This is a genomic window from Micromonospora sp. LA-10 (assembly GCF_051853095.1).
In the GTDB taxonomy this organism is placed as follows: Bacteria; Actinomycetota; Actinomycetes; order Mycobacteriales; family Micromonosporaceae; genus Micromonospora; species Micromonospora echinospora_A.
On the sequence record NZ_CP195710.1, the window covers coordinates 1,812,658 to 1,833,852 of the forward strand.

General features: G+C 67.2%; 21 protein-coding genes. 8 read left to right on the top strand and 13 right to left on the bottom strand.

Features of this window, described 5'->3' with window-relative positions; translation table 11 throughout:
• Window positions 1-80: 80 nt before the first annotated feature.
• Window positions 81-842: a helix-turn-helix domain-containing protein gene (locus ACSDG8_RS08395; RefSeq protein ID WP_210896103.1), complete on the bottom strand. Its 762-nt coding sequence runs from the start codon at window positions 840-842 to the stop codon at window positions 81-83.
• Between the two features lie 86 nt (window positions 843-928).
• Between ACSDG8_RS08395 and ACSDG8_RS08400 the strand changes: the two genes are divergently transcribed.
• Window positions 929-1,306 carry a nuclear transport factor 2 family protein gene (locus ACSDG8_RS08400; protein WP_247678935.1) on the top strand — a complete coding sequence of 126 codons (378 nt, stop codon included), beginning with the start codon at window positions 929-931 and terminating at the stop codon, window positions 1,304-1,306.
• Between the two features lie 6 nt (window positions 1,307-1,312).
• Here ACSDG8_RS08400 and ACSDG8_RS08405 read toward each other — a convergent pair whose 3' ends face one another.
• Window positions 1,313-2,278 (bottom strand): helix-turn-helix transcriptional regulator, encoded by a 966-nt coding sequence (locus tag ACSDG8_RS08405; protein WP_210896107.1) that lies wholly within the window; start codon window positions 2,276-2,278, stop codon window positions 1,313-1,315.
• 58 nt (window positions 2,279-2,336) lie between these two features.
• Between ACSDG8_RS08405 and ACSDG8_RS08410 the strand changes: the two genes are divergently transcribed.
• Window positions 2,337-3,080 carry an alpha/beta fold hydrolase gene (locus ACSDG8_RS08410; protein WP_210896109.1) on the top strand — a complete coding sequence of 248 codons (744 nt, stop codon included), beginning with the start codon at window positions 2,337-2,339 and terminating at the stop codon, window positions 3,078-3,080.
• A gap of 68 nt (window positions 3,081-3,148) precedes the next feature.
• On the opposite strand, the gene ygiD is transcribed toward ACSDG8_RS08410, so the two are convergent.
• Complete coding sequence (gene ygiD, locus ACSDG8_RS08415; protein ID WP_210896169.1) at window positions 3,149-3,994, bottom strand: 4,5-DOPA dioxygenase extradiol; 846 nt, start codon at window positions 3,992-3,994, stop codon at window positions 3,149-3,151.
• Between the two features lie 129 nt (window positions 3,995-4,123).
• Between ygiD and ACSDG8_RS08420 the strand changes: the two genes are divergently transcribed.
• Window positions 4,124-5,212 (top strand): epoxide hydrolase family protein, encoded by a 1,089-nt coding sequence (locus tag ACSDG8_RS08420; protein WP_210896111.1) that lies wholly within the window; start codon window positions 4,124-4,126, stop codon window positions 5,210-5,212.
• Between the two features lie 16 nt (window positions 5,213-5,228).
• Here ACSDG8_RS08420 and ACSDG8_RS08425 read toward each other — a convergent pair whose 3' ends face one another.
• The 4 genes from ACSDG8_RS08425 to ACSDG8_RS08440 all read right to left on the bottom strand — a co-directional run bounded on the left by ACSDG8_RS08425 (window position 5,229) and on the right by ACSDG8_RS08440 (window position 7,876).
• Window positions 5,229-5,528: a hypothetical protein gene (locus ACSDG8_RS08425; protein WP_307871188.1), complete on the bottom strand. Its 300-nt coding sequence runs from the start codon at window positions 5,526-5,528 to the stop codon at window positions 5,229-5,231.
• Window positions 5,525-5,704, bottom strand: coding sequence for a hypothetical protein (locus tag ACSDG8_RS08430; protein WP_210896113.1), 180 nt, complete (start codon window positions 5,702-5,704; stop codon window positions 5,525-5,527). The genes ACSDG8_RS08425 and ACSDG8_RS08430 overlap by 4 nt, the downstream gene beginning before the upstream one ends.
• 306 nt (window positions 5,705-6,010) lie before the next feature.
• A complete protein-coding gene (locus ACSDG8_RS08435) occupies window positions 6,011-7,222 on the bottom strand; it encodes a helix-turn-helix domain-containing protein (protein ID WP_210896115.1) in 1,212 nt (403 codons plus the stop codon).
• Between the two features lie 405 nt (window positions 7,223-7,627).
• Entirely contained in the window at window positions 7,628-7,876 is a 249-nt protein-coding gene (locus ACSDG8_RS08440; protein WP_210896117.1) for a hypothetical protein, read from the bottom strand.
• An 876-nt stretch (window positions 7,877-8,752) separates the two neighbouring features.
• On the opposite strand from ACSDG8_RS08440, the gene ACSDG8_RS08445 reads away from it, so the two are divergent.
• Complete coding sequence (locus ACSDG8_RS08445; RefSeq protein ID WP_210896118.1) at window positions 8,753-9,580, top strand: hypothetical protein; 828 nt, start codon at window positions 8,753-8,755, stop codon at window positions 9,578-9,580.
• A 199-nt stretch (window positions 9,581-9,779) separates the two neighbouring features.
• On the opposite strand, the gene fxsT is transcribed toward ACSDG8_RS08445, so the two are convergent.
• From fxsT to ACSDG8_RS08475, 6 genes are all read right to left on the bottom strand, one after another.
• Window positions 9,780-12,347, bottom strand: coding sequence for an FxSxx-COOH system tetratricopeptide repeat protein (fxsT, locus tag ACSDG8_RS08450; protein ID WP_210896120.1), 2,568 nt, complete (start codon window positions 12,345-12,347; stop codon window positions 9,780-9,782).
• 44 nt (window positions 12,348-12,391) lie between these two features.
• A complete protein-coding gene (locus ACSDG8_RS08455) occupies window positions 12,392-12,802 on the bottom strand; it encodes a hypothetical protein (RefSeq protein WP_210896122.1) in 411 nt (136 codons plus the stop codon).
• Window positions 12,803-12,997: 195 nt separating this feature from the next.
• Window positions 12,998-13,360, bottom strand: coding sequence for an IS110 family transposase (locus ACSDG8_RS08460; RefSeq protein WP_247678936.1), 363 nt, complete (start codon window positions 13,358-13,360; stop codon window positions 12,998-13,000).
• Window positions 13,299-14,099 carry an IS110 family transposase gene (locus ACSDG8_RS08465; protein ID WP_307856230.1) on the bottom strand — a complete coding sequence of 267 codons (801 nt, stop codon included), beginning with the start codon at window positions 14,097-14,099 and terminating at the stop codon, window positions 13,299-13,301. Before ACSDG8_RS08465 ends, ACSDG8_RS08460 begins: the two co-directional genes overlap by 62 nt.
• A 584-nt stretch (window positions 14,100-14,683) precedes the next feature.
• On the bottom strand, window positions 14,684-15,547 hold the full coding sequence (locus ACSDG8_RS08470; protein WP_247678937.1) for a hypothetical protein: 864 nt from the start codon (window positions 15,545-15,547) through the stop codon (window positions 14,684-14,686).
• 29 nt (window positions 15,548-15,576) lie between these two features.
• Entirely contained in the window at window positions 15,577-15,873 is a 297-nt protein-coding gene (locus ACSDG8_RS08475) for a PadR family transcriptional regulator (RefSeq protein WP_374225818.1), read from the bottom strand.
• Between the two features lie 191 nt (window positions 15,874-16,064).
• On the opposite strand from ACSDG8_RS08475, the gene ACSDG8_RS08480 reads away from it, so the two are divergent.
• From ACSDG8_RS08480 to ACSDG8_RS08495, 4 genes are all read left to right on the top strand, one after another.
• Window positions 16,065-17,312, top strand: coding sequence for an FAD-dependent oxidoreductase (locus ACSDG8_RS08480; protein WP_210942978.1), 1,248 nt, complete (start codon window positions 16,065-16,067; stop codon window positions 17,310-17,312).
• A gap of 8 nt (window positions 17,313-17,320) precedes the next feature.
• Window positions 17,321-17,809, top strand: coding sequence for a MarR family transcriptional regulator (locus ACSDG8_RS08485; protein ID WP_247678938.1), 489 nt, complete (start codon window positions 17,321-17,323; stop codon window positions 17,807-17,809).
• A gap of 140 nt (window positions 17,810-17,949) precedes the next feature.
• On the top strand, window positions 17,950-19,620 hold the full coding sequence (locus ACSDG8_RS08490; RefSeq protein ID WP_210896130.1) for a hypothetical protein: 1,671 nt from the start codon (window positions 17,950-17,952) through the stop codon (window positions 19,618-19,620).
• Window positions 19,617-21,191 (top strand): hypothetical protein, encoded by a 1,575-nt coding sequence (locus tag ACSDG8_RS08495; protein WP_210896132.1) that lies wholly within the window; start codon window positions 19,617-19,619, stop codon window positions 21,189-21,191. Before ACSDG8_RS08490 ends, ACSDG8_RS08495 begins: the two co-directional genes overlap by 4 nt.
• Window positions 21,192-21,195: the final 4 nt, after the last annotated feature.

Genomic DNA, 21,195 nt, shown 5'->3' on the forward strand with positions numbered 1-21,195 from the left:
CGCCAGGTACAGCGCACCTCGGAGCGATCCGACCGGTACGCCCGGTGAACGCCCGCGACTCGACAGCGGCTGACAGGACGCTACGCCGTGAAGTAGGCGGCACTCTCCGCGTCGGCCGGGTAGTAGGACTCGATCGCGATTTCGTCGATCGTGATGTCCATCGGAGTGCCGAATGTGGTGATGGTCGAGAACAGCCGCAGCTCTCGTCCGCCGACGCGAAGGATCATCGGTATCACCACGTCCGATTCGATTCGTTGACTCGACGTGTTCTCCGGTTCGGGCGCCAACAGTTCTTCGTAGAGCGCGGTCAGCTCAGGGTCGGGCGCGGTGGCGAGCTGGCGTGAGATCCGGGCGCGGAACACCGCGCGCACGTCGGCCAGGTTGACGACCATGCGCGCGAACCCGCGCGGGTCCAGTCCCAGCCGTACCAGGTTGACCGGCGGCCGCAGCAGGTCAGGAGCCACCTGCGCGAAGAACGGGTCGACAGCGCGGTTGGTCATCACGATGTTCCAGCGGCGATCGAAGACCAGCGCCGGGTAGGGCTCGTGGGCGCGGAGCACCCTCCGGACAGCGTCGTGGACGGCTGACAGTGCGTTGTGGTCGAGCGGACTCTCGGCGTATCGGGGTGCGAAGCCGCCGGCGAGCAGCAGCCGGTTGCGATCACGCAACGGCACGTGGAGCTGGTCCGCGAGTCGAAGGATCATGTCGGAGCTCGGCTTGGACTTACCGGTCTCGACCAGACTGACGTGACGAGCCGAGACGTCCGCAGCGATCGCGAGATCCAGTTGGCTGAGTCCCCGGCGCTGCCGCCACTGCCGCAAGAGTTCCCCGACCGTGTGCACGATCGTGGAGCGTACTCATCGTCGAGCCGGACGCCATGAAATCCGAGTTCATCGACAAGCGAAGCCGTCATGCAAACACTGCATCCATGACCACGGAGAACCAGAGCATCGTCCAACGGGCGCTGGCCGGACTGATCGAGACGGGCGATGTCGATGCGCTCGCCTCGTTCCTGAGTGATGACTTTGTCCACCACAGGCCGGGTACGACCACATCGACCAAGGTGGAATGGCTCGCCGCCGTCCGCGCCGCGCTGGTACCGCTCGCCGGGATGCAGGTCGAGATCCATCAGGTGCTGGCCGACGGCGATCACGTCGTGATGTACTCGCGGCGCTGGCTTCCCGACGCAGGACCGGAGATCGCGGTCGTCGACATCTGGCGGATCGACGACGGGCTGATCGCCGAGGCGTGGGAGATCATCGAGCCGGTGGCCCACGTGACCGCCAACCTCGCGTGGTGGGTCTGACTACCTCTACCGAGCCTCAGCGCTGGCGTCGGCGAGCAGTCGGGCAGCCAGGGCCCGTACCTCGTCCTTGAGTTTCTCCGGTCGGTCGATCGTGAACGACCAGCCGAGCCCGGCGAGCATCTGTGCGGCGCCGTCGAGCCGTTCGGCCCGGGCGGTGAGGCGTACTCCGCCGGGCACCTCGGTGAGCGTGCCGACCGAGGGCGGAATCCGTCGCTTCGCCTGCTCCAGGCTGGTGTGCAGCACCACGGAGATGTCGTGCGCGTACGGCACGGCTGCCAGGCCGGTGAGTACCTGCATGGTGGGATCGAAGCCGGCCGGGATGTCGAACCTGCCCTGAAGGGGCTGGGCTGTCCCGATGCGGTCGAGCCGGAACGTCCGTACGGCCCGGCGGTTGTGGTCGTGACCGGTGACGTACCACCGGCCGGCGTGGAAGACCAGCCCGTACGGGTCGAGCCGGCGCTCGCCGGACTGGCCGCGCCAGGTGGTGTAAGTGATGCTCACCGGTTGCTGATGCCGGGCCGCCTCGGCGAGGACCAGCAGCACCTCGATGCCGGGCGGGGCGGACTTCCGGACCCGTGCGGTGAAGTCCACGGTCTCCAGCAGCGAATCGATCCGCCGGGCGAGAACGGCCGGCAGCACCCGGCGAATCTTCGCGGTCGCGCTCTCGGCGGCCGCGCCTTCGGTGGTGACCAGCCCGGCCCGGGTAGCGGCGACGAGCCCGAGCATGACGGCGACCGCCTCCTCGTCGGTGAGCATGAGCGGCGGCAGCTTGTATCCGGGCGCGAGCCGGTACCCGCCGTAGCGGCCGCGCCGAGCCTCGACCGGGATGCCGAGGTCGGCGAGGTGCGCGGCATATCGGCGGACCGTGCGCTCGTCGACGCCCAGCCGACCGGCCAGGTCAGCGACGGTGAAGCCGCCACCGGCCTGAAGGATCTCCAGCAACGCCAGTACGCGCGCGGTCGGCCGGGTCAAGAATCCCCACTTCCAATCCGGGCGGAAACTGTCCGGTATTGATCGTAGCGTGGCATGCATGACGACCTTCGTACTGGTTCCCGGGTTCTGGCTCGGCGCATGGGCCTGGCGCCCGGTCACCGCCGCCCTGCGCGGGCACGGCCACGAGGTGTACCCGCTGAGCCTGACCGGCCTGGGCGAGCGCGCCCACCTGGCCCGCCCGGACACCGACCTCGACGTCCACGTCACCGACGTGGTCAACCTGCTGCGCTACGAGGACCTGCACGACGTGGTTCTCGTCGGGCACAGCTACGCCGGCGCGGTCGTGACGACCGCCGTTGCCGACCGCATGACCGACCGCATCGCCCAACTGGTCTTCGTCGACACCGGCCCGCTACCCGACGGGGCGGCGAACAACGACTTCAGCCCGCCCCAGGAGCGTGAACGCAACGCGGCGGTGGCCGCCGATCACGGCGACGGCTGGCGGCTGCCACCCCCGCCGTGGGCCGAGCTGGCGGCGGGAGCAGCGGACGTGGATGAATCGGTGGTCGCGTTGCTCGAGGAGCGGTCGGTGGCCCAGCCGTGGGCGACTGCCACCACCCCGGTGCGCCTCACCGGGGCGTGGGAGAAGGTGCCCCGCCTCGGCGTGCTGTCGAGCTTCACCGCCGAGCAGACACGCGAGATGGCCGCCACCGTGCCGCTGTGCCGGCACATGGCCGGCGATTCGTGGCGGTACGAGGAACTGCCGACGTGGCACTGGCCGATGCTCAGCCGACCGGCCGAGCTGGCCCAGATCCTGCACGAAGCCAGGCCGACGGCATAGCCCGCGGTGCCCGGGCGACCGCGCCCAGGTCACCCGGGCACCGAAGCGGTTGACCAGCCGGCACTTGCTCAGATGTTGGAGCCGTCCGGCGGCAGGCCGGGCGGTGGCTGCGGGGATCCGCCCCGGCCGGCAGCCGGTGGACAGGACATGCCCAGCGTGTAGGCCGTCATGGACAACGAGCCGTAGGCGTAGCCGTCGACGAGGACCTCCGTATCGGGGGTGTCCATGGCGGAGGCCAGACCGGCGAGGTACAACGCGGGGATGAAGTGATCCGGTGTCGGTACCGCACGGCGGAAGTCCCCGTGAGCGTCGAGGGTCGCGTACTCGCCCGGGTCGGTCAACATCCGGGCCTTGGCGTCCTCGTCGAAGCGTCGCGCCCAGTCGAAGCCGTCGTCGGCCAGCGCCCAGTCCATGCCGCGCAGGTTGTGCACGACATTGCCGCTCGCCACGATCAGCACTCCACGCCGGCGCAGTGGAGCGAGCCGGGCGCCGAGTTGAAGGTGGTAGTCCATCGGCTTGTCGGCGTTGATGCTGAGCTGGACGACGGGAATCGTCGCGTCCGGAAAGGCATGCATCAGCACCGACCAGGTGCCGTGGTCGATGCCCCAGCTGTCGACGTCCGCTCCGACCCAGGTCGGATGGACGACGTCGCTGACCTCCTCAGCCAGTTCGGGCAGCCCCGGCGCCGGGTACTGCACCTCGAACAGCTCCTGAGGAAACCCGTAGAAGTCGTGGATGGTCCTCGGCCGGGGCATCGCGGTGACGGCCGTGGCGTTGATGTACCAATGGGCACTGACCACCAGGATCGCGCGGGGACGCGGCACCGCAGCGCCGAAGGCCCTCCAGGCGGAGGTGTACCGGTTGACCTCAAGGGCGTTCATGGGGTTGCCGTGGCCCAGGAACGCCGCGGGCATCAACACACCCAAGGCCGGGTGTACGTCTGAAGGCACGTGGACACGATAGTGCCCCCTCGCAGCGGTTCCGGCCTGAATCACGCTCCTCGGGGGATCGGAGATCGCTCCTGGCGATGAGACCATGATCGGGTGACGCCCTTCCACATCGATGTGCCCGAAACCGTCCTGGACGACCTGCGGGCTCGGCTTTCGCGGACGAGGCTCGCGCCGGCCGCACCGGGAGAGCCGTGGGCCGCCGGCACCGACCCCGGGTACCTGGCAGAACTGGTGCGTTACTGGCTCGATGGATTCGACTGGCGTGCGGTCGAGCGTGCCCTCAATCGGTACCCCCAGTTCGTCACCACGATCCGGGGCACGCCGGTCCACTTCGTTCATGTCCGCTCGGCGTCGCCCGACGCCACGGCGCTGATCCTGACCCACGGCTGGCCCGGCACGTACACGGAGATGCTGCCCCTGGTGTCCCGGCTCGCAGACTTCGACCTCGTCATACCGAGCCTGCCCGGCTTCGTCTTCTCCGGACCGCTCGCCGAGGGCCCGACGACCGAGGCGGCTGTCGCGGACGTGTGGGCTGAGCTGATGACCCGTCTGGGCTACGACCGCTTCGGCGCCTACGGTGGCGACATCGGCTCCGGCGTGACTACGTGGCTCGGCGCCCGCCACGCAGATCGGGTCATCGGGGTCTTCTCGCAGCACATCAAGTTCCCGCCGGCGGACCGCAGGGACGACCTCAGCCCGGCCGAGGAGGCGTTCATCGCCAAGCTCGACGCGAAGGCCCAAGACGACTGGGGCTACGGAATCATCCAGGAGACACGGCCCGACACCCTTGCGGCCGCGCTGAGCGACTCGCCGTCCGGACTGGCGGCATGGATCATCGAGAAGTACCAGCGCTGGAGCGACTGCGGCGGCGACATCTCCCGCCGGTTCGACTTCAACGAGCTGCTGACCACCGTGATGCTGTACTGGGTCACCAACTGCATCGGCACGTCCTTCCGGCCCTACCGTGACGACCACCTGGCCCCACATCTGCCGATGATCACCGTGCCCGCCGGCATCACTGTCAGCGTGGAGGACGCCGGCCTGCCCCGGTCGTTCGCCGAACGCACCTACGCCAACCTCACCCACTGGCGCGAGCCCAGCGTCGGCGGCCACTTCCTCGCCCAGGAAGAACCCGACCTGCTCGCTGACGACCTGCGCGCCTTCTTCAGCGCGCTGCGGTGATCCAGCGGGTAGGCCGCTAGCTCCACGCGAGTGGCGCCCAGTCGCGCGTACCCGGTCGAACACCCGGCTCCGATTCGGCTGGCACGGACGGGCCGGTTTCCCTGGTCCAGCCGAGGAACCGGCGGTGCAACACGCCCGCCGGAGTCCACGGCATGTCCTCGGTGGCCTGGACGAGATAGGCACCGAGGTACAGCGCCAGCGACACCGGCGCATCCATGAACTCCGCGCGCAGCTCGCGCTTGCGCGTAGGGCACGGCCAGGGCAGGTCGCAGCCGCCGCAGCTCCACACCGGCATGACCGGCCCATGGGTGGTCACCGCACACCCCCCAGGAACCGCGCGGTGATCGCCCGCGCCTGCCGGCTCGTCGCCCATTCCACCTGCCAGCACGGGTACGGCGTGAGCCGCGACCACCACGCTCGGCAGCCGGCACACATGCCGTCGAGCCCTCGGACATGAACCGCGACGATCGCCTGTTCCTGCTCACTGGTCACTGCTCACCCTCCGACGGCCAGTGGCCCCGATTGATCGGAATCCGATGCCGGGCGCGACACGGCAGGTCGGACCCACAGCGGCAGACGCGCCGCCAGAGCCGCCACGACCAAACCGGCCGGTGCCTGCGGGCAAGAGTCAGCGCGGTGGCAGACAGGTATTCGTCATACGAGACGCGCCGCACGGACCCTCCCTCGGTTCTGAGGGGGACGCGGCGACCAGGCGACACCCGCACCGCCCGCCGCATCCCGTGAGCAGAAAGCTACGGTGGGTCGCGGAGCGGAATGGGTAAGGTTCCTACCCCTGGATCAGGAGAGCAGCCCGACCTTGACCGCGAGGTCACGGGCGTCATCACGGGTGGCGCGTGGGCCGTCGAGCAGGTCCAACGTGATCTGGCGGGCGTACCCGTTGAAGCGGATCGTCTCCGGGGCCGACTCGTACGCCTGCCGCAGCGTCGTCACGGCCGCTTCCTTGTCGTCCTTGCCGTAGTGCGCCCGCGCCACCTCGATGAGATGGCGTGCCCGGCGTGGCCTCGACGGGATGGCCGCCGAGTCGTGACGGCGTGCCTGGCGTACCGCTTCCCCGGACTTCTGCAACTCCACCGCCACGGTCACCGCGTGGGCGCCCATGACGACCCGGGAGAACGACGTCTGCGGCTGATAGAAGCTCTCCGGCAGACGCTGCGCCACGCGGTCCGCCCGATCCCAGTACCGCCAGGCCCGGCCTTCCTCGCCGGCACGAGCGGCGGTGTAGGCGGCCTCGAAGTTGAGCGCGCCGAACAGGGCCAGCAGATTCGTGCTCCCGTCGGCTGCCCTGGGTTCCAGAGCCGAAAGGACATCCTGGGTCACCACCATGGCGGTGTCCCAGTCCCCGGCGTCCCGGTGCACCTGGCACAGGAACCATGCCGCGCAGGCCACCGCCTCCGGGTCGCCGGAATCCTGCGCCGCCACCATCGCCCGGTCCGCGACCCGCCACAGCAACTCGGCCGCCGGCTGGTACGCAAGGAACATCTGCGTCAGCCCGAACGTCTCCGCCAACAGCGCCTGCGCCTGCCGACGCTCAGCGCCCTCGTACACCAGCGCGGCGCGCTGCACGTCGTACAGCAGCCCCGGCAGCAACCCACCCAGCACCGTCCGATGATCGGACGCCTGGTGGCGTGCCCGCCATGCCACCGCAAGCCGCTCCCGCAAACTGGCCAGCGGCTCCGCCGCGACCTCGTCGGAAAGCACGACACGGTTCACGGCGTCCCGCACCGACGCCAGCGCCGGATGCTCAGGCCCGTTCACCACGGCGGACCTGTCACTCAACTCGCCAGCCAGGGCGGACACGTCGACCTTCAGCGCACGCGCGATGCGGTCCAGCATGTGGATGCGCGGAGGCAGGATCCGATCGGTCTCCACCGCCTTGACCCACTCGGCGCTACGACCAACGAGCCCACCGAGCACCGCGCGAGTCTTCCCGGATCGCTCCCGGTAGACCTTCAACCGCTGCCCGAAGGTCAACTCCGGCAAGGAATCCATCCCGGACCTCCTCATAGCGCGGGATGCGTTTGCGGCCCACGAGCCGCCGCAGGGCCAACGCTACCGGCCTACCTGTGGCCGCATAACCCCGAACACGCGCGTGCGCCGACTGCGCGTCAACGTGGAAGCCCGGATCCCGCTTTATTCCTTGGGCAGCCGCCTCAGCACAGGGCCGTCAGCCTCGTCGGCTCCGATGAGGTTGTCGCGCTCCGAGCACAAGCTTGACCTGCGTTTGCGATATCGGAATCGAACCCAGTGACCTCTTCGGTGTGAATGTTGATCTCGGCTGCTACGGCCGATCAACTGGTGTCGTTCGTTACCGTCACTTGCGCCCCCACCATCGTTGTGGGTCGCGTAGCCGCGAGGGGCGTGGGATCTCTTGCTGACTTCCTGCTGACGCAGGTGTCACGATGTGCGCCGCCGTTGGCGGATGTGCTCCCACAGCTCAGGGTTGTCTGCGTGCTTGACTGCTTCAGCTAGAGCGTCGAGGGCCGCCGCATGAACCTGAGCTTGCCTCTCACGCGGATCATGAAAGCCCCCCGCCCAGACGGCGCTGATGATCGTCCTTCCGGCGAGCTGTGCCCGGATCTCACTGCCTTTAACCGAGGTAACGATTTCGATCGGAGTAACCATGTCAGGAATTTCAGGCGACATCTCGGAAACCTCCAATTCTCCGTTGCGAAATTAGCTAGCCATTTCGTTGCTGTCGTATAAGCCAACGAGGCTCCACTCCCCCGCTCCTGTCAATGTGATCACACAGCTCGCGTCGTTCGTATGACCCGAGAACCCCTCGGCCAACGGCCGCCCAGAACGCCCTCGAATCACTCAGATGTCCACTGCCCGTATACCACGTTAGCCCGGGATTCTCTTGACACAGCGCCAATAACGCCGTCGAAGCAAGGCCCTGCCGCTGATACGTTTCGACCGTGTGCGGCTTGTCCACCCAAGCCGCTTTGCAATACGGGCAAACGATGTACTCCACGACGAAGGCGGGCTCGTCATCGAGATTCGCCTGCCTGCAACGCCAACCGAAGAACCTGCCCGAGGCCGTGTCTTGCCAGGGCGTACCAAGGCTGGGAAGTTGTCCGACTGTGAACCTCGGGCGCCTGTCAAGCCGACCAGCGTTAGGTGGTAGAGGGCTGACCGGAGTGGAGTCTTGCCCGACGAGCGTCCCACATGACTCAGCGCTTGGTCCCGAAGTTGCTGCACCGATCGTCCAATGTCACCGACCATAGACCACACACTCCGACAGTTCCTGAGCCAGCACAAATCCGGATGCGGTCTCCAGCGGCCGTCCCCGACGTCGGACATCTCTTGGCCGACGGCTGGGAACTCCTGCGGCTCGATCGGTTGCCGTCCATCGCTGCTGCACTGCTCGGTCCCGCCTGCCGGGGTCAGGTGGGCAGGCCTGAGCCTAGAGCGCCACGAGAGGGCGGGCCTCTGGCGGCTGCCCGGCTGGGGGATCCACGTTCTCATCTGCGACGGTATCGTGTCACGTTCGTACCCTTCCAAGCCCTAGGGGTGTGCTCGTTGAGTGAACCGCTGCCGTCCGAGCACAGTAGCTATCGCCATCCTCGCTGCTGGGCATCAAGTCTGGGTGATTGCCACACGAAAATTAGCCTTGAACACTATGTTAGCAACGCGGTGCTTGGCGTTCTCAAGGCTGAGACTTTGCGTGGAGCCGCATACACGGGTGGCAAATCCGGAATAGCTATCCAGCGTGCAAATTTTGGCGCGAAAGTCTTGTGTCACCGCCATAACAGCGACCTTTCGCCTCTTGATGTGAATGCTCAAATCCTATTCCTGGCACAGCGTCTCTTCGTGTCGGAAATCAACAAGGTCGGCTTCCTGCCTGAGGATGAGCAGATTGACATCTCGGGAGACATGCTTGAGCGGTGGTTGCTCAAATCTCTGATCACGCACACGATGTCTGGGATATTCACGGTACAAGGCACTCCCGTGGCTCCCCCAAACCTGGAGCGAGTCACCCAGCTGGTGTTCGATGAGATCCCATGGCCAGCGAGGTGGGGGCTGTGGATGAAGCACAGGCCTGAAATCGTACTCAATGTGTTTACCGGTTTCGACTTCACTCCTATTTGGATGACCAAGGGTCGTACGCTTGGCGGAGGAAGGGTGACGATCGGCGGCTTGGACTTCTGGATTTCGCTCTTTCCACCGGGTAGCGGCGATGGCGGCCCCTTCGACGGCGCAACCTATCGCCCATCTGGCATCGTTTACAAGTTCCCGGACAACAGAAAGGTGATCTGCCTTCACTGGCGAGACGGATCCCTCAATCCCTCCATCTCCTATCAGGCGCGCGTGAGCTCCAACAACGAAGAGGGTGGCAGTAGTTCGTAGCTCGAGAAGCCGCTCCTAGCTCGCACCTTGCTGCTGTACTGGTGGACTGGAACCCCTAAGCCGCGAGCGCGCTGCGCATCGGGTGAAAGCGGACTCATCGGCGTTCCGACCTCGGCCGGACCCGTCACCGCCTCTCGACGTTTGACAACTCCCGCCGGCCTCTTCCATGAAGTGTGCTCAAGGTGGTATGCATGCAGCATTATTTCCTGCTTTTACCTGCGCTCCGGACCGTTTTCGGTACGCCTCTCCCGCCCATTTGCGATGCTATCCACCTGCGGTCGGCAAAGGCGCGCTTCGTCGTAAGGCTGCGTGGGCCGAGGATTAATGCTTTCCTGCGGCATACCTCGTCAATCAGAGCACGCGCCTTCATCAGCTGCCCGGAGGAGCAATAAGTGATGGCGAGACTATTCGCAGCGTCTAAGGTTCTTGGGTGATCATCGCCCAACTTCCGGCGAAATTGATCCAGGCTGCGCTTCTTGGCCTCCAAGGCTTCCGGGATTTGGCCGATGACGTGCAGTGTGTTTCCTAGCGCAAGCAAGGCACCAACGGTTTCCAGGTGCTTCTCGCCGAACATGCGTCGATACCCAGCATAAGCTTCGCTCTTCAACCGCAGAGCCTCGTCGTACTCTCCGAGCTCATGTAGCACAGAGCTGAGATTACTCAGCGCACCCAAAGTGTCGAGATGATTATCGCCGAAAGCCCGGTGGCATCTCTCTAAAGTGTCTTTTAGCAGGGAGGCCGCATCGTCCGTTTCGTCGTTAGCAGCCATGCTCATTCCTAGGCTGCAAGCAGCCCGTAACGTGTCCGGATGATCCTCGCCTAGAACGCGTTTCGTCCCCTCGAAGGTCGCTTGGCTTAGTTCCCGGTCCTCGTCAAGCTCATCCAATGAGTAAAGAGTCTGGCTAAGTGCCCAACCTGCTCTCAGCGTATTGGGGTGGTCTTCACCTAGAACTCGCCGTGAGCCTTCTAGGGCTTTCTGCTTGAGTGCACAGGCTTCACGGTATCGACCGACCCCCTGGAGCGTCGCGGCCAAGCTGATCGTCGCCCTCAACGTATCGGGATGGTCCTCACCAAGCACTCTTTTACACCGGGCGAGAGTATCCTCAGAAAGAGAGAGGTCGGCATCGAGTTCGCCGAAGTTGTTCAGAGTGACAGCAAGGTCATTGGCAGAGCGAAGCGTATCCGGATGGTCATCCCCAAGCACTCGCTGATATCGGCCGAATGTGTCAACCGTTAAGCGGTGAGCACTTTCGTAGTCTCCGCAGATATATAGAGCGTGGGCGTACTCAGTAGCCGCACGCAGGGTGTGCACGTTGTCTGAGCCAAGAGTCGCGTTCCAGCTGTTAAACAATACCTCCGCTATATCCAGCGCAGGCTTCGATTCGGCGCGCCGCAGGAGGTAAAGTACAAGCTCGCAAGCCACTTTTCGCAACTGCCCATCTCGGGCCGCCTCAGGTTTGAGCGCTATGATGTGAGGGGCAAGGACGGACCACGAATGCCAGTTCGCTGGGTCATCGGTGTCTTGGGGGGCAAAGGCGGAGATTGCCTGTGCCATGACATCCGCTGCCGCCTGCAGCTCGTGCTCCTTGGCGTCATCTTTGACAATGGCCTGTATCAGGCGATGTAGCTGGATTCCGTCGCTGCTGACGCCAGCCAGTCCATTCTCCCCTAGCGCCTTCACGACGTCGAAGAAGGCTATCCTATTCCTTCCGACAGAAGACAATGGCACAGGAAGGAGGTCCATAGACCGAATGAATATTCCCATCGGAATCGGCTCGGGGGCGAGTACGGAGCATAAGCGCAGCAACTGGTCCGCCGCTGGATAGCTTTGCCTAAGGCGGTCCATCGAGAGCTTTACAGTAGCTGTCAGAGATGTTTTGTAGGTCGAAGGTGATCCTGCTGCTAAGATTTCCGCCGCCTGGTCCGACAGCAACTCCAGGTAGGCGCTAGCACCCATCCCTGTCTCGGTCATTACCGACGCAGCCTGCGCTACAGCCAGTGGCAGATCACCCAATGCCTCTGCCAACCGATCAGCCTCGGCATGAGGCAAGTGTGGCACCCGTGATACCAATAGCTTGGTTGACTCGGCCCTCGTAAAGAGAGGAACCTCGACGGGAGCTGCGATCTCGTCCCATCCCGGGTGGCGAGAGGTGATGATTACACGACCCCCGCGAGGCGGCAGCCAAGCCGCCAAAGAGCCTGGCTCTTCAGCATTATCGAAGATAAGGAGCCAGCGAGTCGACTTGGCGATTTCTTTATGCAAGGCTTGAACAGCTGCGGGAGTGGTGGTACTGGGATCAACGAGCCCGAGACTGACCGAGAGCTGCGCCATGTGGCCACCCACCAGCTGTTCGTTTTCGGATGGTATAAGCCAGATCGCGTCGTAGTCCTCCACCGACCGATAGGCGTACTCGATAGCCAATTGGGTTTTTCCGACACCGCCCATCCGGTCGCGGGGGCGTGTAACCACCCTTCCGTGCGATCCCAATAAGCGGCGGATTTCCTGGAAAGCAGCCTCGCGGCCAACGAAGCCGGCATTTCGCGGCCCAAGGTTCGTTACGAGGTTTCGCGGGGATGGTCCCTCCATATCAGCGCGAGGAGCAGGAACGCCGGGTGCGCTACCGCTGGAGAGAGTTTGGCCTGCGACGTTATATACCAGGTTCACGGTGGGTGAGTGGATCTCGGCGTTATCGCCAGAGGACCCGATTCCATTGATATGACCTGCGGAAATCATGCGGCCTTTCGCCCCATCCGCGCTCTCGCTCATCGAAAATCCATTCGATCGCAAGTACCCAGACTAACCTTCTTGGATTATCGCCAAATGCGGGCGTTGTCGCCGGTAACAGCAACTCCACTGATTACTTGAGCTGTGATTGACCGGTCACCGGAAGCCGTGAAGTTCTGGGGCGCCTGTCGCAGCATTGCAGCCAGATCGGTGGCCAGTTCGTTGTCGGCTGCGAGCGCCTTGCGAATCTGCAAGCGGAGCGCTGCAACGCGATCCTCGTCCGTAGGGTCATCCGCCAGGTCAACAACTGCGCCCTCAATCGAGCCGGCCGCCTCATGTTGACCGACTAAGCGAGAGAGTAGTCGCTTACCGAACCCAACCGTCGAATCAGCTGCTGCGTCCTGGGCCTTCGTGAGGACGCCGGCCCCATACGCTCCAACAGCGGCGGAGACGTAGGGCATGACCTGAGCCACGAGAGCAGGCACATCGAGATCCATAGCTGCCTCCGATCGATGAAGTTTAGGGGCTCTTGATCCTTAACACAAGATTAGCTGCAAGTCTGTCGTACAGGTGTCTCTAGGTGGCTTCTTTTCCGGAGCATGCCGGTTCGTCCTTGCCTTCCGCCTGCAGGGGAGGCGTTAGAAGGAAACAACATCCTGAACCGCCTCGCCCTCCCGATGCTCCTATGGAGGTCAAGGGGTGAGGGCGGCGAAGTCGGCCCGTAGGGCGGTGTAGACGTCACGGACGATGTAGCGCTTGAGGCAGCGGAGGATCTCTTGCTTGCCGAGGCCTTCGGTGATGCGTCGGTGGACGTAGGCGCGGGTGCGCTGGTCGTAGCGCATGCGGCAGAGCGCGATGGTGTGCAGGGCGTGGTTGGCGCCGCGGGCGGCTTCGCGGTGGAGGCGGTGGCGGCGCACCCGTCCTGAGCTGGCGGGGATGGGTGCTGCTCCGCAGAGGTGAGCGGGGGCGGCTTCGGAGTGCAGCCGGTCGGGGTTATCGCCGGCGGTGGTCAGTAGCTGCGCGGCGACATCGGGGCCGACACCGAACAGGGCCATTGTGCGAGGTGCTGCCTTCGCGACGAGGGGTGTTACCTGCCGGTCTAGGGCGGTGATCTCCTCGGTCAGGGCGGTGACCCGGCGGGAGAGCCCGATCAGGGCTGCGGCGGTGGCGTGCGCGCGCTGGCTCGTGGAGTCTGGCCGGGTCGCAGGGCAGTGCGGCGCATCGGCTGACCAGCACAGCGGCGCTGGCCCTGGTCAGGTGGGCTCGCAGGGGCTCGGGGGCGGCGGCGACCGGGCCGCGCATCTGGTTGAGGGCGGCGGTGCGGGCCTTGATCGCTCCTCGGCGGGCGACTCGCAGGGCGCGGATCGCTTCGACCGGCCCGGTGCGGGTCTTCGGTGTGCCCATCGCGGTGCCGGCGAGGGTGGCTCGGGCGGCGGCGATCGCGTCGATCGGATCGGACTTGCCCTGGTTGCGGCGGTCCGGCCGGTCCACCTCCACGACGGCGATGTTCTTGTTGGTGAGGTAGCGGGCGAGGCCGGCCCCGTAGCTTCCGGTGCCTTCCACACCCACGGCGTTACCCGGCCGAAGGGGCGCATCCAGGCCAACAGGTCTGCGTAGCCGGCGGCAGTCGCAGGAAACTCGGCATCGGACAGGAGTCCGCCGGTGCTGTCGATGATCGCGGCGTGGTGGGTGTCGCGGTGGGTGTCGACGCCACCGATGAGAGATCGCTTCTTGGCTGCCATGCTGGTGAGGTCCGCCTTTCTCGGTCGAGTCGAGAACACGTGGACACGTCACCGGTCAGGCGATGCGGACAACGCAGTGGTGGGCGCCTCTCGCACAGGCTCCTATCAGGTCACGACGCCTGACCGGTGACATGCAGCTGCCGGGGCCACCGAGCCGGCCGACGAATCGGGATGAGGACAACAACCGTCGGTCTGCCGGTGAGTCAGACCAACCCGGCGACCCACCTCACCATCCTCACTGTCTGCCGCCTACCCACACCTCGGTGGAGCGGGCCAGGGCCAGGGCGACAAGGTCGTACGTCCAGTAGGGCGCTCCACCTTGTCGCCCTGGCCCTGGCCCGCTCGGCTTGCCTGGGTCGGTGGCTGGCGGGATGGCATCCCACCTCAACCACCCACCTACCGGAACCGTACTCAGCTGTGACGCGCGGGGCGGGGCGTGGGGTTCGGGCCGGCTGATCTTTCCGCCCCCGGCGCCCTCGCGCCGGGGGCGGAAGCTCCGCAGGAGCCGTTTGCCGCGCCCCGCCCCGCCCCGCGTGGAGCGCTTGATCTCGTACAGGCGGACTCGGCAACAGGTCTTCCACTGGTACGAGCACGCATCAGCTGACGCCGGTCATGACCGGATCGCCCGCCTGTTGGTCAGGCGCGAGTGCGCTGTCGCAGCCGGGTCGACACGACCGCGACAACCGCCATGAGCACCGCGACGACTAGGGACGGCAGCGCGTCGGGACGGCGCAGCAGTTCCCCCGTCAACCCGCTGTTGTCCAGCTGGTAGAGCGTACCCAGGAGAAGGGTGGGGACGACGGCGATCAGCAGCCGCTGATCGGCCGTCGCCACCCACAGGAAGGCGGCCACGCCGACGATCACCATGGCGGCAGCGGCCGCCCGCACGCCCGGGTCGACCATGCGGAAGCCGCCCGCGGGGATCAGGTGCAGGGCGAGTAGGCCGGCGGTGACCAGAACGGCGTTGGCCCGCGGTGCCGGCGGCACGTCCGCCGGACGCCGCAGGCCCAGAATGATCAGAGGCGCGGCGACGATCGGCGCCCACCACTGTGGCAGGCCGTTGGAAAACAGGTACGTGGAAATCACGGTCGGCACCACCGCCGCAGCCACCGCCAGGGCGGCAGCGGTACGGGCGCGGCCCGCGACGAGCGCCACCAGCGCGGCGATCAGCACGATCTCGTGGATGCCCTGATTCTTGACGACGGTCAGGGGGTCCGAGAGTCCGCCGAACTGGAAGGCCTCGATGATGTCGTCCAGGCCGATGAGCACACCCAACGCCAGCACCGCCATGGCGCCCAGGTGGATGCCCTGCCAGAACAGCACGGCGGTGGGCCGGGGCGCGGTGCTGCCACCGTGCACCCGTAGGGCGCCGCGGATCAGCGATGCCGCCTGCCGGAGGCTGGGCCAGCGGCGGGTGGTCGGTTCGTCGCCGATCAGCGTGTCAATCAGTTCGTCGGCGCGTTCGCGGCGGTAGTCGGCGGGGTAGGCCCGCAGCAGCATCCGGTAGCGCTTCTCCAGAACATCGGAACTCATGCTGGTCTGATCCTCGCGGTAGAAGGTTGACGGGCGCTTGCCTGCGATGCGACCCGGCGTGGCAGGCGGTCCATGACCACCCGGGCGGCCTGGGCGAGCCGGTCGGCCTCTTCGGTGAGTACGCGACAGCCCTCGTCGGTGAGCCGGTAGTAGCGACGGGCACGCCCGTTGACGATCTCCTCACCGTCGGCGGTGACGAGCCCTTCGCCGAGCAGCCGGTCGATCACGGAGTACAGCGATCCGGCGGCGAGGGTCACCCGCCCGTCGGACAGCTCATTGACCCGCTTGATCACTGCATAGCCGTGGAGCGGTCCGCCGAGCAGAGCGGCAAGGACGAAGTAAGACGGTTCCCGTAGCGCGGGACGCGAAGCCGATCCCATGAGCCAAATATACAAGCAACTTGAGTATCAGTCCAGAGTGACCATGCACAGTGGTGCGTCCTGCGACGACCTTGCCGAATCATCTTAATGATTAAGATAACTGCATGAGTGCATCGACGGACTTCTCAGTGGCGATCGCCGGCGCCGGCCTCTCCGGCCTCTGCCTCGCCCAGTACCTGATGCGCGCCGGCATCGACGTGCACGTCTACGAGCGGGACCCCGGCCCCTTCATCCGGCGGCAGGGCTACCGGATCATTCTCGACCGGTACGGGCTGGAGGCGCTTCGTGAGAGCCTGCCCCGCTCGCTGTACCACCTGGCGCTGGCCACCGGCGACAAGCCCGGCGGGCACCTGCGCTTCACCAACAGCCGGCTGCGGGACGCTTTCACCATCACGTTCAAGGACGAGCCGCAGGCAACCCGCCAGGTCGACCGGCTCACCCTGCGGTCGATCCTGCAGTCCGGCCTGAACGGGCGCATCCACTACGGCAAGGACGCCGTCGCGGTCGAGAGCGGCGGCCCGGCAGGGCTGCGGCTGCGGTTCCCCGACGGCGGCGCCGCCGCGGCAACCGTCGTGGTGGGCGCCGACGGCGTCGGCTCGGCACTGCGCGCGCAGCTCATGCCGGACGCGGACCCGGCGAACACCCCGATGGCAGGCATCTACGGCCGGTCGCCCCTGCTGCGCAACGGCGAGAGCGTCATCCCCGACGCACTGCGTACCAGCGGGGTCCTGGCCATCGCCGACCGGCCCGGCAGCGCCTTCTTCTTCACCTCCATGCGGTTCGGCGAGAGCCCGCAGGAGGCGTTCGCCCGCCTGGCCCCGGGCAACTACGCGCCCACCGGCGACGACTACGTCATGTGGGGACTACTGCTCCGCCAGGAGGAACTGCCGGCCGACGTCCGCGGGAACCTGCTGGCGCTGTGGAAACTGGCCGACCGATTGAGTACGGACTACCACCCGCTCATCCGGCGCCTGGTCGACACCGCCGAGCTGGACGCCACGGTGCTCAACCTCTTCGCCACCGGCCGACGGCCACACCGCTGGGCGGTGCCACGGGCCACGATGATGGGCGACGCCGTACACGTCATGCCACCGTTCGGCGCCCACGGCGGCAACACCGCGCTCCGCGACGCCGCCCTGCTCGGCCGCCGGCTGGTCGAGGCGCGGGCGGGCGCCACCTCGGTGGAAGAGGCGATCGCCGCCTACCAGGACGAGATGACGGAATACGCGTTCCGTGCCGTCGACACCGCCGCCGGACTGATGCGCCGCCTCACCGGGGGCGCGGCCGCACCACACTGGGTGCTGACCCGCGTGTTACCTCGGCTGCACCGGGTCACCGTACCGGAGGCATGATTGCCGGCATGCCCGACGAGACGGCCCGTGCGTCCGCGATCGCCGACCTCATGCGCGCCGGACGGGAGATGTCGCGGCTGTCCATGGTGTTCCGGTACGCCATCGCGGAGCGGCTGGGCCTCACCGTGAGCGACCTGGAATGCCTGGACTACCTGGCGGACAGCGGCTCCGCCTCAGCCGGGCAGATCGCCGAGCGAACCAACCTCACCACCGGGGCGGTCACCAGCATGCTGCGGCGGCTCCAGCAGGCCGGCTACGTCACGGCTGAGCGCGACCCGGCAGACCGACGGCGGGTCGTCGTCACCATACGGCCGGAGCGGATCGCCGACCTGGAGCGACCGTACGAGCGCTTCGCCGAGCGAGCCGCGCGGCTCATCGAGGGGTACAGCGTCGAGGAGGTCAAGCTGCTGGTCCGGCACTACGACCGCATGCAAGCCATGTACCTCGCCGAGCTGGACCGCCTCCGCACCGACCACACCGCGCAGCGGTCCGCCTGAGTCGGCACAGCGGTGCGAGTTCACAGGCGCCGCGCCGACGCAGGCGAAGTGGCGGGCCGGATTCCCCACTGTCCGCATTCCGGTGCGCGGGCGACCGATAGGTGACTGCGGCGCGACACGCCGTGAATACGCTGCCAACCATGGCCCCGGGTCCGCCGACCCTTCTGGAGGCTGCCGACGAGGCGGCCCGGCCGCTGCGCGCCGTACTGGAGGACGTCTGGTCGACCCTCGACACAGCGGTCGAGGGCGAGGGCCGCTGGCTGGAACTCTGCGGCGGTGTACCGGCCGATCCGGTGTTCGTGTGCCTCGACGCGATGAGCAACGTCCTGCACGTCCGCTTCGACGGTGCCGGCTCGCTGACCGTCAGCTATCTGCCCGGCTGGTGCTACGAGGCCGCCACCGCGGCACACGCGGACCGGCGGCCGGAGGCGTCCGCCGTCATGGTGACCGACGTCGACACCGCCCAGCCGCTGGTCTTCGACCTGAGGGTCGAGCACCGGATCGCCGGTGCCGAGCGGAGCGTCGTGGTCGGCGGAGAGACGATCTCGTACGCGCCGCTGCCGATGGGGTACGCGTTCACGCCCGCGCGCGCCTTCGAGATCGAGGAGGCGAACCCGAAGGCCACCCCCCTGGTGCACTGGAGTGCGACGCGGCTGCTGCTGGCCATGGCGCCGGGCGTGTCGTACTCGGCGCGGCCACTGCTCGGCGCGGACGGGCTGCGGGCGCTGCGAGCCGCGTACCGGCCCGGGGACGGACCCACCCGCTGCGACCAGAGCCTGGCCTTCGAGGTCCAGCGTCACCGCCACCCCGACACGCTGCCACCGCTCGGCGGTCCGCTGCGGGCGGTCCCGCTCACCGAACCCGACATGGTGGCCGGGACAGTCGCGCTGGGGGCGGCGGTCGAGGGGATCGGCGGCGCGCTGCTGCCGACGACGGTCCAGCAGGCCCGGGCGGACGGACTCGATCTGGTGCTGATCCGCCCCGAGCCGGGTCGCCCGCCTCGCGGCCAGCCCTGGTCCTGGCAGCCCGACTGGTTCGTCGCCGCCGCCTCGGTCCTCGACGACGTCGCGTTCGCGCTGGCCAAGGACGTGTACGACACCTACATCGACTGGCTGGGCGGGATACCCGGCAGCGCGCCGCTGCCGATCCACATCCGGGTCGACCCGGCCAGCGCCGAGGACCGATTCGCCTACCGGCTGGACCTGCTGGACTCCGACGGCGAGCCGGTCGCCGGCCCGGCCACCACGATGCCGGACGGGCCGGTGTGGCAGCTGACCGTGATCCGTACCGCGGGGGTGCGGGTGTTCCTCGACGAGGCGGTCGGCGCCGCCGGGGTGAGCACCGTCAAGGGGATCGTCCGTTACCGGGAGCGGGTGGCCACGCATTTCGACGACGTACCCCTGGAGATCATCGACGAGGTGGTGCCGGTGCGGGATCTGCCGGTCCGGCCGGCCACTCTGGAGGAGATCGCCCACGTGGTGGCGACGGTGGGCCAGTTCGTTCCCGTTCCCACCGTCCAAGCCATGTACGACCTACGTGATCTCGGCTCGGTCGCCGCGTACGTGTTGACCGGCAGGGATATCGACGGTGAGCCGATGAGTGGCCTGACGGCGGCGCTGACGCTGGGTGGCGTACTGGTGCCGCCGGTGATGGACCGGGTCGGTGGTTCGCTGCTGTCCGCCGGACGGCGGGTGCTGACGCGTGGTGACGTGCCGCTCCCCCGACTGGCACGGGCGGCGGCGGCAGCCGCGCCGGTGGACGCCGACCTGGCCACCACCCTGCTCGAAGAACTGCCGCGGGTATCGCCATGACCCGGCCGGTGGGACTGGTGCAGCAGCAGGGGTTGCTGATGGCCCAGCAGAAGCTGACCGCCCAGGCCGCGAAGACGGCGGGCGAGGCGGTGACCACCGTGCCGGCCCCGACCGCGTTCCTACGCGATCCGGCGCAACTCGTCGACCACTCCGGTATCGCACTGGAATCCGCGTACCTGCAGAATCTCTACCAGGCGGCCCGGCGGGACAGCCCACGGCTGACGACCGGCGAGTTCCTCGCCGGCGGCGCCGCCGACTCGCTGTTCCACGGCATCGTCGACTCGCTGCTCGGTCCCGCCGCCGCGACCATGCTGCGCACCACCGACCCCGACCTGTACCGCCGGGCGCTCGTCCAGGCGTTCCACGACTTCCGGTTCAGCCCGACGCCGTACGACGGCGGCATCGCCTACAGCAGGTACCGCTACCAGGTCGGGCACCACGTCGCGTTGCCGGAGGAGCTCAACGTCCTTCCGATGAACACGCCGACCGGCCCGGACCTGCACTACCCGCCCTACGGGCCGCTCGTCACCGCCCGCGGCCACCGCACCGTCGGGATGGTGATGGCCTCCCGGGCATGGGGACGCGACATCCCGCTGGACGCGCGCGGTGTCACCCTGTTCCGGGCGCTGGGGCTGAAGAGCCGGGACGTGCTGCACGCCTGGGACTACGATCCCGATCTGCTGCTGTCCGAACCGCAGATCGCCCACATGATCTCGACCGGCGCCGCGCCGGTGTACCAGTTCCGGATCGTCCGAGGGACGCCCAGCGCCCGCACCGCCGCGCAGGCCCGGTGGGAACTGGCGGCCCGGCTGGAGGACGACGCCCTCCTCGAGGCCGACGACGCCGAGCTGCAACAGCTGTGGAGCCACTACGGCAGCGACACCGCCCGGAAGACCGGTGACCCCACAAACCTGCGGACACGGTACGCCCGGGATCCGTACTACCGGATGTCCCGGGACGAACTGTTCGAGATGGCCCTACGCCTGCCGAGCGGCTGGAACGTGGCGGTCCGCTCCTACGAATGGGAGCACGGCCTGCCCCAGCGGTTCACCAAGCGCATGGTCGGCTGGGCGCGTGAGCTGCGCAGGTACCTGGACGAGGGCGTCTGGACCAGCCGGCTGTCGATGCTGACCGGCGCTGCCGAGCCGGCCAACCTCCAGCTGCTCTCGCCCTGGGCGCACGCCCGGGTCGACCTGCACGCCGGGCGGATGTTCGACGGCGTCACGCGCGTCGACAGGTACGGCAACCGGGCCGTTCCCACCCTCGCCGAGGTCGCGGCGTACGACGACGCCGCCCGGGCGGCCGACTTCCCGATGCCGGGCGGCGGGACGCTACGACCGTTCCCGCTCACCGACACGCCACGCGCCGACGAACCGATCGTGGCGTTCGACCAGCACACCCTCGCGGAACTGGTCAGCGCGCTGCACGAGGACGAGTGGCAGAAGGCCCTGAAGACAGCGGCCGGCCAGAACACACATGTGCGGGCCGATTGGAACCAGCTCGTGGACCGGCTCAACACGCACCTCGCCGCGTACGGCATGCCCGCGGCCCTGCACCTGCCGAAGATCTGAGACA

What these genes read in the sequence shown, in the direction of transcription:
- ACSDG8_RS08400 (WP_247678935.1), top strand. Translation starts at nt 929, where the DNA reads ATGACCACGGAGAACCAGAGCATCGTCCAACGGGCGCTGGCCGGACTG.
- ACSDG8_RS08410 (WP_210896109.1), top strand. Translation starts at nt 2,337, where the DNA reads ATGACGACCTTCGTACTGGTTCCCGGGTTCTGGCTCGGCGCATGGGCC.
- ygiD (WP_210896169.1), bottom strand. Translation starts at nt 3,994, where the DNA reads ATGCCCGCGGCGTTCCTGGGCCACGGCAACCCCATGAACGCCCTTGAG.
- ACSDG8_RS08435 (WP_210896115.1), bottom strand. Translation starts at nt 7,222, where the DNA reads ATGGATTCCTTGCCGGAGTTGACCTTCGGGCAGCGGTTGAAGGTCTAC.
- ACSDG8_RS08440 (WP_210896117.1), bottom strand. Translation starts at nt 7,876, where the DNA reads ATGTCGCCTGAAATTCCTGACATGGTTACTCCGATCGAAATCGTTACC.
- fxsT (WP_210896120.1), bottom strand. Translation starts at nt 12,347, where the DNA reads ATGAGCGAGAGCGCGGATGGGGCGAAAGGCCGCATGATTTCCGCAGGT.
- ACSDG8_RS08455 (WP_210896122.1), bottom strand. Translation starts at nt 12,802, where the DNA reads ATGGATCTCGATGTGCCTGCTCTCGTGGCTCAGGTCATGCCCTACGTC.
- ACSDG8_RS08460 (WP_247678936.1), bottom strand. Translation starts at nt 13,360, where the DNA reads ATGGCCCTGTTCGGTGTCGGCCCCGATGTCGCCGCGCAGCTACTGACC.
- ACSDG8_RS08470 (WP_247678937.1), bottom strand. Translation starts at nt 15,547, where the DNA reads ATGCTGCTGCGGGCCTACCCCGCCGACTACCGCCGCGAACGCGCCGAC.
- ACSDG8_RS08480 (WP_210942978.1), top strand. Translation starts at nt 16,065, where the DNA reads ATGAGTGCATCGACGGACTTCTCAGTGGCGATCGCCGGCGCCGGCCTC.
- ACSDG8_RS08485 (WP_247678938.1), top strand. Translation starts at nt 17,321, where the DNA reads ATGCCCGACGAGACGGCCCGTGCGTCCGCGATCGCCGACCTCATGCGC.
- ACSDG8_RS08490 (WP_210896130.1), top strand. Translation starts at nt 17,950, where the DNA reads ATGGCCCCGGGTCCGCCGACCCTTCTGGAGGCTGCCGACGAGGCGGCC.
- ACSDG8_RS08495 (WP_210896132.1), top strand. Translation starts at nt 19,617, where the DNA reads ATGACCCGGCCGGTGGGACTGGTGCAGCAGCAGGGGTTGCTGATGGCC.